Source organism: Amycolatopsis nivea (genome assembly GCF_004522235.1).
Lineage (GTDB): Bacteria > Actinomycetota > Actinomycetes > Mycobacteriales > Pseudonocardiaceae > Amycolatopsis > Amycolatopsis nivea.
On the sequence record NZ_SDLT01000085.1, the window covers coordinates 1 to 12,902 of the forward strand.

Consider the following 12,902-nt stretch of genomic DNA (forward strand, 5'->3'; position numbering starts at 1 on the left):
CGCACCGCGGCGCAGCCGGCCTCGATCGCGGCGAACACGTATTTGGGCTGGAAGTGGATGTCGGCGATCACCGGGATCTGCGATTTCTTCGCGATCGCGGGCAGCGCTTCGGCGTCGTCGGCCGACGGGCACGCGACGCGCACGATGTCGCAGCCCGCCGCGGTCAGCTCGGCGATCTGCTGCAGGGTGGCGTTGACGTCGGAGGTCAGCGTCGTGGTCATCGACTGCACCGAGATCGGGTGGTCGCTGCCGACCCCCACCGACCCCACCNGGGCGGGGGCAGAGCGGGCATACCTAACGCGACGGTCACGCTTCCAGCGTACCCACCCCACCCGGGCACGGTTCAACGAAGTCAGCCGACGCGGTGAGCAGCGTTACCCCCGGTCGGGCGGCCGGGGACGCGCGCGTGACCCGCCAGGTGCGCGCGGTTACTGCAGGCGGATCGGATTGACGATGTCGGCCGTCACCGTGAGCAGCGTGACGCCGCCGCCGATGACCACTAACACCATCGTGATCGCGGACAGCTTCGTGTAGTCGACCGGGCCGCCCGCGGGTTTGCCGCGCAGGCCGCGCAGCCAGTCGCGGACCCGCTCGTACCAGACGATCGCGATGTGCCCGCCGTCCATCGGCAGCAGCGGCAGCAGGTTGAACACGCCGATGAAGAAGTTCAGGCTGGCCAGCAGCAGCAGGAACACCTGCCACAGCCCGGCCTCGACCGCCTCGCCGCCGAGCCTGCTCGCGCCGACGACGCTGACCGGGGTGTCCGGGTCGCGCTCGCCGCCGAAGATCGAGTTGAAGACCGCCGGGATGCGCTTCGGGAAGGCCATCAGCCCGTCCCACGTGCGGGCGAACATGTCGCCGGTGAACGACGCCGCGCCGCCGAACGCGCCGAGCGGGCTGTACTGGATGCTCCGCGCGACCCCGACGCCGACCGCGCCGACCGATTCGGTGCCGCCGTTCGCGGCCGGGCGGGTCACCTTCGGCACGTCGACGACGAACGTCTCCTGCTTCCCGCCGCGGTCCACGACCACCGGGACCTTCCCGGAGACCGCCTTGACCTGGGTCACCATCGCGTCCCAGGTCGGCGTCGGCTTGCCGGCCACCGAGACCACGACGTCGCCGGGCAGCAGGCCCGCCTTCTTCGCCGGGGCCGGGTCGCCGGGCTGGCAGACCGGGTTGTTGACCTGCTCGACCGTGGTGCCGCCGCGCACGCAGTCCGAAATGGTCGAAACGATCGGCTTCTGGTCCACGTTCGGCAGGCCCATGGTCGCGGCCATGACGAACAGCACGATGAAACCGAGCAGGAAGTGCGTGATGGAACCGGCCGACATCACGACGGTCCGCTTCCAGGCCTTGAACCGCCACATCGCGCGCGGGGCCTCTTCCGCGGTGACCTCGTCGAGCGCGGTCATGCCCGCGATGTCGCAGAAGCCGCCGAGCGGGATCGCCTTGAGGCCGTACTCGGTCTCGCCGCGCCGGAAGGAGAACACCGTCGGCCCGAAGCCGACGAAGTACCGGCGGACCCGCATCCCGAACATCCGGGCGGTGACCATGTGGCCCGCTTCGTGCAACGCGACCGAAACACAGATCGCGAGCGCGAAGAGCACCACGCCGATCACATAGGCAAGCACGGGCCCTGCACCTCACCCCTCAGCCGCGGCCCGCGTTGCGGTGGCGGCAGGTTCGTCGTCTTCCACGGCTCCAGGCGGTGAGACCACCCGAGAAAGTTCCGGGTTCAAGTATCCGCCGCCAGCGTGAAACCAGTGTTGCATCGACCGGCGCGGCTTCGCGCACCGGTCGCGCTCATCCCAGCAGCTCGGCGGCCCGGGTGCGCGCCCACTGCTCCGCGGCCAGCACGTCCGCGACGTCGCGGGGTTCGCGCCGCCATTCGTCCGCGTCGGACACCACCTGCGTCACCGTGTCCACAATCGACAGGAACGATGCCTTGCCCGCCAGGAACGCGGCCACCGATTCCTCGTTCGCCGCGTTGTAGACCGCCGGGAGGCAACCGCCCGCGGTACCCGCCTCGCGCGCCAGCTCGACGGCGGGGAACGCCTCGTTGTCGACCGGTTCGAAGGTCCAGCTCGCCGCGGTGTCCCAGGAGCACGCGGCGGCCGCGCCCGGCACGCGATGTGGCCAGTTCAGCGCCAGCGCGATCGGCAGCCGCATGTCCGGCGGGCTGGCCTGGGCGATCGTGGAGCCGTCGGTGAAGGTGGCCATCGAGTGCACGATCGACTGCGGGTGCACCGTCACGTCGATCCGCGAGGGTTCGATGCCGAACAGCAGCGACGCCTCGATCAGCTCCAGGCCCTTGTTCACCAGGGTGGCCGAGTTGATGGTGATCAGCGGGCCCATCGACCACGTCGGGTGCGCCATCGCCTGTTCGACGGTGACCTCGCCGAGGTCCGCGCGCTTCTTTCCCCGGAACGGACCGCCGGACGCGGTGAGCACGAGCCGCGCGACCTCGTTGTCCTCGCCGGAACGCAGCGCCTGCGCCATCGCCGAATGCTCGGAGTCGACCGGCACCAGCTGTCCCGGCTTCGCCGCGGCGAGCACCAGCGGACCGCCGGCGATGAGGGATTCCTTGTTGGCCAGTGCGAGCGTCGCGCCGGTGGCGAGCGCGCGCAGCGTCGGGTCGAGGCCCTGCGAACCGGGCAGCCCGTTGAGCACGACGTCGACCGGCACCGATTCGATCAGCTCGGCCACCGCGTCCGCGCCGGCGAGGATGCGCGGGAGGCGGAACTCGCCCTTCGCGTACCCCCTGCGCTGGGCCTCGGCGTACAGCGCGAGCTGCACGTCTTCGACCGCCGTGGGCTTCGTCACGGCGATGGCCGCTACTTCGTGCGCGATCGCTTGCTGGGCGAGCGCCGCCGGATCGGAACCTCCGGCGGCGAGGCCGGAGACGGTGAACAAATGCGGATTACGTGCGGCGACGTCGAGCGCCTGGGTTCCGATGGACCCGGTGGAGCCCAGCACGAGGATGCTTCGCGAAGTAGTCATCAGCAAGCATTATGGCCCGGGTCGTGTCCGCGTGGCGGCCAGCGGTGTGGGATCATGCGAGGGCACAACGTCAGGCGGTTTGAAGGAGTGGTCGTGGCAGGCAAGGCGGTCGAGAAGCGCCCCGAGGTCGACCCGCGCGACGAGCCGTCGGCGGAGTGGGGCTGGCACGGCTCGTTCCCGAAGGCCACCCGCATCGCGGGCTGGGTGTCCGCGGCCATCCTGCTGGTGATGATCAAGGGCAACCACGAGAACAACACCGAGAACGTGTGGCTCGTCGGACTGGCCGCGTTCCTCGTCCTGCTCCTGCTGCTCGACCTGCGCAAGAGCCGCACCGCCTGGCGCAAGTAAGCCCTGGCGCGGGCGGCCCCGGATTCGCTAGTTTCCGGGCTCATGAAGCCACGCTGGGCCGCGCTCGCGGCCGCCGTCATCGCCGGTCTTTCCCTGTGCACCGCGGCCCCGGCCAGCGCTGCCCCCGCGGTGAAGCCGCCGGTGGTGAGCTGCACCTTCACGCCGACGCCGGACAACCCGGCGGCGCGTCCCGTGCTGCGTCCGCTGCCGTTCGCGCTCACCCGCGGGACGGTCGACGTCACCTTCCACTACAACTACGGCCCGGTCACCGTGCGGCTCAACCGCGCCGGGGCGGCCCCGTGCGCCGTCGCGAACATGACCAGCCTGGTGCTGCAGCACTTCTACGACCGTTCGCAGTGCTGGCGGCTGTCGAACTCCGCGCGCCTCGGCGTCCTGCAGTGCGGCGACATCTACGAGGTCGAAAAGGGCGGACCGGGCTACAAGTTCCCGGACGAGGTCACCGGAGCCGAGACCTACGAGCGCGGCACCGTCGCGATGGGCAACCAGGGCCCCGGCACCAACGGATCCGAGTTCTTCATCGTGCACTCGTTCGCGCACATCCCGGCGAACTACTCGGTGCTCGGCAAGGTGGTGCGCGGCATGGAGGTCCTCGACCGGATGGTCGCCGACGGCATCATCCCGACCGACCCGAACGGCCCGCTCGACGGAGCGCCCAAGCACCCGGTGAAGATCCGCTCGGTCAGCTTCGGCTGGTGAGCCTGCAGGCCCGCAGGAAGACGCCGACGAACCGGCCGTGTACGGGAACCGAAACCCTCGCCTCACCAATACTCGTCGGGGTTGGCCACGACATCCCGCGCCAGCTCACGCACCTGAACACGGTCATCGTCCGCCAACGAAGCGATCACCGCCCTCGACTCAGGCGTGTCGATATGCAGCAACGCATCCATCGCCCCCAACGCGACGTCGTAATTCACAAACCGCTGCGACCCGCGTTCGACGCAAGCCCCGAGATCCTCGCACTCTCGCAGCCGCTCCTCCATCTCGTCGTGCGACAGAGAAGCGTCCATGACAACTTTCTCCACCTCCGCACAGGTAAGCATCAGCCCACAAAACCCTTCAGCTCGTCATATCGATATCCGAGGATTCGCGTCCAGTGAAGATCCGCTCGGTCAGCTTCGGCTGGTGACGCCCGGCGCGTAAGCGCGCAGGAACACGCCGACGCCGGACCGGACCAGCGCTTCCCAGTCCTCCCCCGGTTCGGCCGCGGCGGCGCTGCCCGCGGTGAGTTGCACGAGGTGCACCGCGGCCAGCGACGGGTCGTCCAGCTCGAGGCGGCCTTCCGCGGCGAGCCTGCGGAGATGCCCGGCCAGCGCCAGCCGTACCCGGGTCGGGCCGCGTTCCTTCCACGCGGCGACCGTTTCCGGAGCGATGTGGTCCAGATCCGCCTGGATCTGGCGCACCAGTGCCCAGTGCGGTTCGGTTTCCGGATCGCGTTTCGCCCACTGGAGGCCGAACTCGACGAGGTCGGCCTCCAGGTCGGCGATCCGGCCGAGGAGCTTGTCCGCGACCGCGATCTGCCGCTCGGCGACCCGGTCCGAGCTGTCCAGGATCACGGCGCGGAAGAGCCCGGCCTTGTCGCCGTAGTGGTTGTAGATCGTCCGCGACGAGACGCCGGCCTCGGCCGCTAGCACGTCGATGCTGGCGCGCGAGTAGCCGTCCCGCGCGAAGACCCGCAAGGCGCCGTCGAGCAGAGCGCGTTGTTTGTCCGTCCGCACCGGCTCAGTATGCCGAAGTACAACGACCGTTGCAAAAACTACAACGAGCGTTGTACCTTCGGGGCATGACTTCTCCGCTTCGCATCGCCGTCGTCTCCGGAAGCACCCGCCCCGGCCGCCGGGCGACGCAGGTCGCCGAATGGACCCGCGCCCGCGCCGCCGCCTTCCTCGGCGACCGGGCCGAGGTGCGGGTGCTCGACCTCGCCGAAATCGACCTGCCGTTCCTGGACGAGCCGTTGCCCGCCGCGATCGGCGGCTACCGCAACGACCACACCCAGCGCTGGGCCGAACTGATCGACGGCTTCGACGGCTTCGTTTTCGTGACGCCCGAGTACAACCACTCCATGCCCGCGGCGCTCAAGAACGCCATCGACTTCCTGTTTTCCGAATGGGCCGACAAAGCCGCCGGTTTCGTCAGCTACGGCACCAACGGCGGCACGCGCGCGGTGGAACACCTGCGGCTGACGCTCGCCGAGGTGAAGGTCGCCTGCGTGCGCTCGCAAGTCGCGCTGGGACTGTTCACCGACTTCGCCATCCCGGACATGGCCGAGCCCGGCACGTTCACTCCCGCCGAGCACCACGAAGGCATCCTGACGCGGATGCTGGGGGAACTTGTCGACTGGTCGACCGCGCTGCGCACCCTGCGAGCTTCGCGATGACCACCGTCGCCGCTCCCATCGACCGCGCGACGTGGCGGATCTGCTGGATCATCGTGTTCGGCGCGTTCGCGAGCGGACTCGACGCGTCCGTGGTGACGATCGGCCTCGACTCGATCAGCAGCGATCTGGGCGCGGATCTCTCGGTGACGCAATGGGTCGCGAGCGGTTACCTGCTCGCGCTCGCCCTGTCGCTCCCCTTGACCGGCTGGCTCGCGCGACGTTTCGGCGCCGGCCGCGTGTGGCTCGTCGCGCTGGCCGCGTTCACCGTGACGTCCGGCTTGTGTGCGGCCGCGCCGGACGTCGTGCTGCTCATCGCTTTCCGGTTCCTGCAAGGCTTGGCGGGCGGTGTCCTGATCCCGGCCGGGCAAACCGTTCTGGGACAACAGGTCGGTGCCGCACGGCTGGGCCGGGTGATGGCGACGCTCGGGATCGCGGTGAGCGTCGCGCCCGCGCTCGGCCCGCTCGCCGGAGGGCTGATCCTGCACGGGCTTTCGTGGCCGTGGCTGTTCCTGATCAACCTGCCGATCGGGGCGGTCGGCCTGGTTCTCGGCCTCCGGTACGTGCCGCGCGGCTCTCGCGAGAACCCTGGCGGGATCGATTTCGTCGGCCTGGCCTTGATCGCCGCCGGGCTGCCGTTGGTCCTCTACGCCATCACGACGTGGGGCGACACCGGGCAACTCGAGTGGCCGATTCTGGTGCCCGGTCTCGTTTTGCTGGTGTGGTTCGTGCGGCGACGGCATCCGCGTCCGCTGCTGGACTTTTCCCTGTACCGCAACCGGCTTTACCGTGCCGCCAGCCTCGCCGCCGCTTTCAACGGGGCGCTGATCTTCGGCAGCGGGATCGTGGTGACGCTGTATTTCCAGCTGGGTCGGCACCTGGATTTCGTTGACACCGGCCTGAGTTTGCTCGGTTTCGCCGGTGCCACGGCAGCGATCGCGCCGGTGACTGGGCGAGCGGTGGATCGGTACGGCGCCGCGCCGGTCGCGTTGGTGGGTGCGGTACTGGCGGTGGTGTGCACGGTGCCGTTCGCGTTCCTGCCGGTGGACGCGCCGGGTGTGCTCGTGCAGATTCTGCTTGCCGGGTATGGGGCTTCGGTGGCTTTGGTGAGCATGCCGATGGGGATCGCGGCTTACAAAACTGTTGAACCTGCCCGGCTTCCGGACGCGGCCGCGCAGGTGACAATCCTGCTGCGGGTGGGCGGCTCGCTCGGGGGCGCGGTGTTCGCGGTGCTGATCGCGGGACGGCTGCCGGACGTCGACGCGGCGTTCCGGCTGGGATTCGCGGCGATCAGCGTGGGAGCGGTGGGTGCGCTGGGGACGGCGTGGATGGTGCGGAGGGCCTCATGAGCGGCACTCCGGTGAGAACCGGCATCGCCGCCCACGACATCATGACCGCATGAGCACACCCCCGGACGGTCTCCCCGTCTACCGAGTCCTCACCGGTCCCGACGACGCTGCCTTCTGCCGCCGGGTCAGCGAAGCCCTCGCGCTCGGCTATCGCCTGCACGAGGGCCCCGCCTTGACCTTCAACGGCGAGAACGTGATCGTCGCCCAAGCCGTGCTGTGGCCCGCTACCGATCGCTCCGGGGAGACACCAGCTCGCTAGGCCCGCCACCGGATTCCCCGGCCACCGCGGCCAGTTCCTCGCCCACCGACTCCGACGACTTCTTCGTGTCCTTCGTCAGCAGCGACGCCACCGCACCGATCAGGCACACCACGATCGCGAAGCCGAACGCCACCGCGAGGCCGTCTTGGAACGGGCCCGAGATCAGGTTCGGGAAGAAGCTGCGCCCGGTCAGGAAGCTCGCCTGGTCGGCGGGCAGGTGGGCGAGCTGGCCGCCCAGCAGCTGCTGGATCGGGTTGTACCCGAGGAACGCCGCGAACAGCACCGCGACCGCGGGCAGGTGAGCGACCTGCTGCGCGGCCGCCTCGGGGACGCCGTGCTGGGTCAGGCCCTGCGACATCGCGATCGGCAGGTGGTCCGACAGGCCGGCGATGATCAGGCTGAAGAAGAAGCCGATCGACAGCACCATCGCCGCGTTCTGGAAGGTGGTCATCATGCCCGCGCCGGAGCCTCGCGCGTCGGCCGGAAGACTGTTCATCACCTCGGCCCGGTTCGGCGAGGAGAACATGCCCATGCCGATGCCGTTGAGCAGCAGGATCCCGGCGAACGCCCAGTAGTCGAAGTTCACCGGCAGCAGCGTCAGCAACAGGAACGTGAGCGCGGTGATGACCAGGCCGCCGGAGGCGAGCGCGCGGCTGCCGATCCGGTCGGACAGGATGCCGGACGTCGGCGCGGCCACCAGGAAGCCGATGGTCAGCGGCAGCATGTAGATCCCGGCCCACAGCGGCGTCTGCTCGAAGGTGAAACCGTGCTGCGGCAACCAGATTCCCTGCAGCCAGATGATCAGCACGAACTGCAGCCCGCCGCGCCCGAGCGACGCGGTCAGGTTCGCCAGGTTGCCCCAGCTGAACGAGCGGATCCGGAACAGCGACAGCCGGAACAGCGGGTTCGGCACCTTCGTCTCGATCACCACGAACGCGATCAGCACCGCGACCCCGCCGATCAGGCAGGACAGCACCATCGGGCTGCCCCAGCCGGTCTGCGACGTGCCGTACGGCTGGATTCCGTAGGTGATCCCGACCAGCACCGCGATGAGGCCGACCGCGAAGGTGATGTTGCCCCACCAGTCCATTTTTGCGTGCTGGCGGACGCCGGTGTCGTGCAGTTTGACGTACGCCCAGATCGTGCCGATGACGCCGAAGGGCACCGACACCAGGAAGATCAGGTTCCAGTTCACCGGCGCGAGCACGCCGCCGACGACGAGGCCGAGGAACGAGCCCGCGATCGCCGCGACGCCGTTCATGCCGAGCGCGAGCCCGCGCTGGTTGGCCGGGAAGGCGTCGGTGAGGATCGCCGACGAGTTCGCCATCAGGAACGCGCCGCCGACGCCCTGCACGATCCGCCAGCCGATCAGCCACAGCGCGGCCGCGTCGCCGTCGAACCAGGTGATCGCCAGCATGATCGAGGAAACGGTGAAGACGGCGAAGCCGAGGTTGTACATCCTGGCCCGGCCGTACATGTCGCCGAGCCTGCCGAACGCCACCACCAGCACCGCGGTGACCACGAGGAAGCCCATGATCATCCACAGCAGGTAGCTCGTGTTCGACGGTTCCAGGGGGTTGATGCCGATGCCCTTGAAGATGTCGGGCAGCGCGATCAGCACGATGGACGAGTTGATCGTCGCGATCAGCATCCCGAGCGTCGTGTTGGACAGCGCGATCCACTTGTACCGCGGACCGAGTTCCGCGATCGAATACGTCCTGCGCTCCGCCACTGTCGAAAACCCCTCTCCCAGCCGTTCCCTTAGCTAGGCTAAGCAAGTTGCTTGCGGTAGGCAACCAACAAAAGAAAACGACTGGGAGACAAGGGTCACAAACGGATGACTATCCTTTGTGGACTGTTTACTTTCACTCGGTCGAGTTACCGCTGGACGGGACCGCCGACGACCTTTCCGGGGTTCAGGATCCCGTGCGGGTCGAGGGCGTTCTTGACCGCGTGGTGCAGGTCGAGAACCGCTGGTCCCAGCTCCTTTTCGAGGCCGGGCCGCTTCAGCAGGCCGACCCCGTGCTCGCCGGTCACCGTCCCGCCGAGTTCGAGCGCGTCGGCGACGATGTCGTCGAACGCGGCCTGCGCGCGGCGCTGCGCGTCGTCGTCCCCGGTCGGCGTGATCAGCAGCGGATGCAGATTTCCGTCGCCGATATGCGCGATATTGGCGATTTGCGTATTGTGCCGCTGCGCCGCCAGATCGATCCGGGCGAGCATTTCCGGCACCAGGTGCGTCGGCACGCAGACGTCCTCGGTGAGCACCGGGCCGAGCCGTTCGAGCGCCGGGTACGCCAGCCGCCGGGCGGCGAACAACGCGTCCGCCTCGGCCTCGTCGGTCGACTGCGCGGCCCAGGTCGCGCCTGCCTTCTCGAAGCACTCCACCATCACCGCGGCCTCGTGCCCGCCCGGCACGTCGCTGCGGCCGAGCAGCACCACGTTCGCGTCGGCGGACAAGCCCATGTTCTTCCAGGCGTCGACCGCGGCGAGGCAATGCCGGTCCACCAGTTCCAGCGCCGACGGCACGATCCCGGCCGCGCGGATCGCCGCCGCTGCCTCCCCCGCCGCGACCGTCGAGTCGAAATAGCCCGCGACGGTCGCCTCCGCCGCGCGTTTCGCCCGCAGCCGCACGGTGATTTCGGTGATGACGCCGAGCGTTCCCTCCGAACCGACCATCAGCCCGGCGAGGTCATACCCGGCGACGCCCTTCGCGGTGCGGCGGCCGAGCCGGACGAGTTCGCCGGTGCCGGTGACGACCTGCAGCCCGAGCACGTAGTCGCGGGTCACGCCGTACTTCACACAGCACACGCCGCCCGCGTTGGTCGCGACGTTGCCGCCGATCGTCGACCACGGCGAGCTGGCCGGGTCCGGCGGATACCAGAGCCCGTGTTCCGCGCAGGCCGCGCGGAGATCGTCGTTGACCACGCCGGGTTCGACGACGGCGAGCCGTTCCACCGGGTCGATCTCCTTGATCTTGGTCATCCGGTCGGTCGCCAGCACGACGCAGCCGGCCAACGCGTTCGCGCCGCCGGACAGTCCGGTTCCCGCGCCGCGCGGGACCACTGGGGTGCCGTGTTTGATGCATTGCCGCACGGTCGCCTGCACCTCGTCCGCGGTGCGCGGGCGGACCAGGACCGCCGGTTCGCCGTAGGGGGCCCACTCCGCCTCGTCGTGCGCGAAGCTGCGCAGCACATCGGGGTCCCGCACGATCCGGTCGTCCGGCAGGACGGTGTGCAGGTCGTCGATCAGCATGGGGGCTCCCGTGTTCTTCCGGTCCGCTTTTCCCCGTCAGGTTAGGTCGAAATCCGGGCGGCTCGTTCGACGTATCGGTGAGAGCGAGCTTCGAGGAGGCAGCCATGAACAGCACCGACACCACTGTCACCCGCCGCGGGATCTCGATGCTGCGTGCCGTCGCCGCCGGGCGCGGGCGGCTGACCTGCAGCTGCGAGCCGGATCTGTTCGTGGACGGCCTGCCGTGCAGCGACCAGTTCACCGCGCACGCGCTGGCGCGCGCCGGTCTGCTGCGCGCGCGGGAAACCGGGCCGTTCGGGCAGCCGGTGCCCGCCGTGCTGACCCCGGCCGGGGAAGCGCTGCTCGCCGCCGCCTGACCCGGCTACGCTGACCAGCGAGAAACGGGAGGGCGGAGCAGATGGCGTCCGGAGCATCCGGGACGGAGACGGCGCGACGCAGGCGGCGCACCACGGTGGCCCTCAAGGAGTCGCTGCGGGAATTGCGCAATCAGCTGTCGCTGCTGAACCACCAGGTCGGCGGGCGGCTGAAGCTCAAGGACGTCGACCTCGACTGCCTCGAACTGATCTCGACCGGCGGACCGCTGAGCCCGAGCGCGCTCGCCCGCCGCGCTGGTTTGCACCCGGCGACCGTGACCGGCATTCTCGACCGCCTGCAGCGCGGCGGATGGGTGGTGCGCGAACGGGATCCCGCCGCGGCAGACCGGCGCGCGGTCACTGTGCGGGCGGTGCCGGGCCGCACGCAGGAACTGTTTCGCGTGTACGGCGGGATGAACTCGGCGATGGACGACCTGTGCGCCGGGTACACCGAAGACGAACTCATGCTGATCGCCGGGTTCCTGCGCCGCACCGCCGAAGCGGGCCGGGCCGCCACCGAGGAGCTCTCCGGGGAATGACAGAAGGGCCTCGCCGCTTCGCCCGAGCGCGAAACGACGAGGCCCCGGTATCTGTGCGGCTCAGCTGTCGAGCGTGCCGTACACGATGATGTTGTCGAGATAGCTCTTCTTTTCGGCGTCGAACGCGCCGCCGCAGGTGATCAGGCGGATCTGCGAGTCGGTCGTGTTGCCGTACACGGCTTCGGTGGGGAACGTCTTCTTCGCGATCTGGTCCACCTTGGTCACCGTGAACGTGGCCTTCGACCCGTCCTTGCGGCCGATGACGACCTTGTCGCCCTTCTTCATCTCGTGCAGCCGCCAGAAAATGCCCTTCTGGTGGTTGCCGTCGATGTGGCCGAGGACGACCGCCGGTCCGACCTGGCCCGGTTTGGGCCCGAAGTGGTACCAGCCCGCCTGCAGCGGCTGGTCCACCGGCGGCACCTGCACGGTCTTGTCGTCGTTGAGGCCGAGCGGCACCAGCGACGAATGCGCGTCGATGCTGGGAACGTCGAGCGAGACCGGGTCCGCGACCTGCTGCTCGGCCGCCGCGGAACTCGCCGGGGCGGCGGCCGGCGGAGCCTGATCCGCCGAACCGCAGCCGAGGAGGGCGAAGTTCGCGACGAAAGCCAGCAGCAGCGCGAAAAGCCCGAACCGGGAACGCGTCACCGGGCGGTCACCGCGGCCAGCGTGCCGTCGCCGGTCTCCGGCGCGCCGACCGGCACGACCGTGACCTGTCCGGGGCCTTCGGCGGGCGGGGTGCCCGGCTTGCTCGGCTGGGTGGTCGGCGGCGCGGTGGGCGGGGTGGTCGGGTTGCCCGCGACCTTGGCGCAGGTGGCCGAGGCGAGGACGATGTCGCCCTTGCCGAGCGCGCCGGTGGCGGTGCCGCCGAGCAGCTTGACGTGCAGCGCGTTGACGGTGAGGCTGCCGTCGGAGTGCTTGATCTGCTCGTTGACGATCACCTGCAGCACGCCGTCGATGCCGAGCTTCTGGTTCGGCTTGGTCGACACGGGGAGCTTGCCGATCTTGCCGAGGTCGAGGCCGGCCAGCTCGGACGAGGCGGTGATGCCGTCCGGCGTGGACTTGCACTCGGAGCTGATCACGCGGGCCTTGGGGGTGGAGCCGGCGAGCGGGGCGAGCACCGGGAGCGCGGCGTCGACGATCGAGGCCTTCGCGTCGACCGGGCCGTTGCTGCCGTCCTGCTTCGCCGAGCTGCTGATCACCTTGGCCGTGACCAGGCCCTTCAGCGGCACGTTCACCACCTGCGCGGACTCCGGGCCCTCGGTCGAGGAGGGCGCGATCTTGCCGGTGTCGACGGTGATTCCCTTGTCGCCGAGCACGCCGGGCAGCAGCGAGACGGAGGCGGACGCGCCGTAGGCCGAGCCGGCCGGCGCGTCGGCGGCGAGCGCCGGCGGGGCGACGGCGGCGGCGAGC

The 12,902-nt window shown here is 69.5% G+C and carries 15 protein-coding genes and 1 pseudogene; 7 read left to right on the plus strand and 9 right to left on the minus strand.

Going from position 1 to position 12,902, the window contains the following annotated elements:
* From EIZ44_RS43915 to dxr, 3 genes and pseudogenes are all read right to left on the minus strand, one after another.
* Window positions 1-310, minus strand: a pseudogene (locus EIZ44_RS43915) (flavodoxin-dependent (E)-4-hydroxy-3-methylbut-2-enyl-diphosphate synthase); the annotation flags it as partial.
* A 118-nt stretch (window positions 311-428) separates the two neighbouring features.
* Entirely contained in the window at window positions 429-1,631 is a 1,203-nt protein-coding gene (locus tag EIZ44_RS43920; RefSeq protein WP_134668094.1) for a M50 family metallopeptidase, read from the minus strand.
* Between the two features lie 172 nt (window positions 1,632-1,803).
* On the minus strand, window positions 1,804-3,000 hold the full coding sequence (gene dxr / locus EIZ44_RS43925; RefSeq protein ID WP_134734560.1) for a 1-deoxy-D-xylulose-5-phosphate reductoisomerase: 1,197 nt from the start codon (window positions 2,998-3,000) through the stop codon (window positions 1,804-1,806).
* Window positions 3,001-3,093: 93 nt separating this feature from the next.
* Between dxr and EIZ44_RS43930 the strand changes: the two genes are divergently transcribed.
* Window positions 3,094-3,348: a DUF2631 domain-containing protein gene (locus EIZ44_RS43930; RefSeq protein WP_037810410.1), complete on the plus strand. Its 255-nt coding sequence runs from the start codon at window positions 3,094-3,096 to the stop codon at window positions 3,346-3,348.
* 42 nt (window positions 3,349-3,390) lie between these two features.
* On the plus strand, window positions 3,391-4,065 hold the full coding sequence (locus EIZ44_RS43935; protein WP_037810408.1) for a peptidylprolyl isomerase: 675 nt from the start codon (window positions 3,391-3,393) through the stop codon (window positions 4,063-4,065).
* Window positions 4,066-4,127: 62 nt separating this feature from the next.
* Here the strand turns inward: EIZ44_RS43935 and EIZ44_RS43940 are convergent, their stop codons facing one another.
* Together EIZ44_RS43940 and EIZ44_RS43945 are read right to left on the minus strand one after the other, a co-directional pair.
* A complete protein-coding gene (locus tag EIZ44_RS43940; protein ID WP_134734561.1) occupies window positions 4,128-4,376 on the minus strand; it encodes a hypothetical protein in 249 nt (82 codons plus the stop codon).
* A gap of 102 nt (window positions 4,377-4,478) precedes the next feature.
* Window positions 4,479-5,084, minus strand: coding sequence for a TetR/AcrR family transcriptional regulator (locus EIZ44_RS43945; RefSeq protein ID WP_134734562.1), 606 nt, complete (start codon window positions 5,082-5,084; stop codon window positions 4,479-4,481).
* A 65-nt stretch (window positions 5,085-5,149) separates the two neighbouring features.
* On the opposite strand from EIZ44_RS43945, the gene EIZ44_RS43950 reads away from it, so the two are divergent.
* From EIZ44_RS43950 to EIZ44_RS43960, 3 genes are read left to right on the plus strand one after another with little or no spacing between them, the layout of a single operon-like run.
* Window positions 5,150-5,743: an NADPH-dependent FMN reductase gene (locus EIZ44_RS43950; RefSeq protein WP_134668089.1), complete on the plus strand. Its 594-nt coding sequence runs from the start codon at window positions 5,150-5,152 to the stop codon at window positions 5,741-5,743.
* Window positions 5,740-7,089 (plus strand): DHA2 family efflux MFS transporter permease subunit, encoded by a 1,350-nt coding sequence (locus EIZ44_RS43955; RefSeq protein ID WP_205673500.1) that lies wholly within the window; start codon window positions 5,740-5,742, stop codon window positions 7,087-7,089. The genes EIZ44_RS43950 and EIZ44_RS43955 overlap by 4 nt, the downstream gene beginning before the upstream one ends.
* Window positions 7,090-7,138: 49 nt before the next feature.
* Complete coding sequence (locus tag EIZ44_RS43960; RefSeq protein ID WP_134734563.1) at window positions 7,139-7,348, plus strand: DUF1737 domain-containing protein; 210 nt, start codon at window positions 7,139-7,141, stop codon at window positions 7,346-7,348.
* Here EIZ44_RS43960 and EIZ44_RS43965 read toward each other — a convergent pair.
* Window positions 7,314-9,080 carry an MFS transporter gene (locus EIZ44_RS43965; protein WP_037810399.1) on the minus strand — a complete coding sequence of 589 codons (1,767 nt, stop codon included), beginning with the start codon at window positions 9,078-9,080 and terminating at the stop codon, window positions 7,314-7,316. The genes EIZ44_RS43960 and EIZ44_RS43965 overlap by 35 nt on opposite strands.
* A gap of 146 nt (window positions 9,081-9,226) precedes the next feature.
* Window positions 9,227-10,600 carry an FAD-binding oxidoreductase gene (locus tag EIZ44_RS43970; RefSeq protein WP_134668088.1) on the minus strand — a complete coding sequence of 458 codons (1,374 nt, stop codon included), beginning with the start codon at window positions 10,598-10,600 and terminating at the stop codon, window positions 9,227-9,229.
* Window positions 10,601-10,704: 104 nt separating this feature from the next.
* On the opposite strand from EIZ44_RS43970, the gene EIZ44_RS43975 reads away from it, so the two are divergent.
* Together EIZ44_RS43975 and EIZ44_RS43980 are read left to right on the plus strand one after the other, a co-directional pair.
* Window positions 10,705-10,956, plus strand: coding sequence for a hypothetical protein (locus EIZ44_RS43975; protein ID WP_043827740.1), 252 nt, complete (start codon window positions 10,705-10,707; stop codon window positions 10,954-10,956).
* Window positions 10,957-10,997: 41 nt separating this feature from the next.
* Complete coding sequence (locus EIZ44_RS43980) at window positions 10,998-11,492, plus strand: MarR family transcriptional regulator (protein ID WP_134734564.1); 495 nt, start codon at window positions 10,998-11,000, stop codon at window positions 11,490-11,492.
* 60 nt (window positions 11,493-11,552) lie between these two features.
* Here the strand turns inward: EIZ44_RS43980 and EIZ44_RS43985 are convergent, their stop codons facing one another.
* Window positions 11,553-12,137 carry a class F sortase gene (locus EIZ44_RS43985; protein WP_134734565.1) on the minus strand — a complete coding sequence of 195 codons (585 nt, stop codon included), beginning with the start codon at window positions 12,135-12,137 and terminating at the stop codon, window positions 11,553-11,555.
* The coding region (locus EIZ44_RS43990) for a choice-of-anchor P family protein (protein WP_134734566.1) at window positions 12,134-12,902 on the minus strand (769 nt) is incomplete at its 5' end. The genes EIZ44_RS43990 and EIZ44_RS43985, both read right to left, overlap by 4 nt.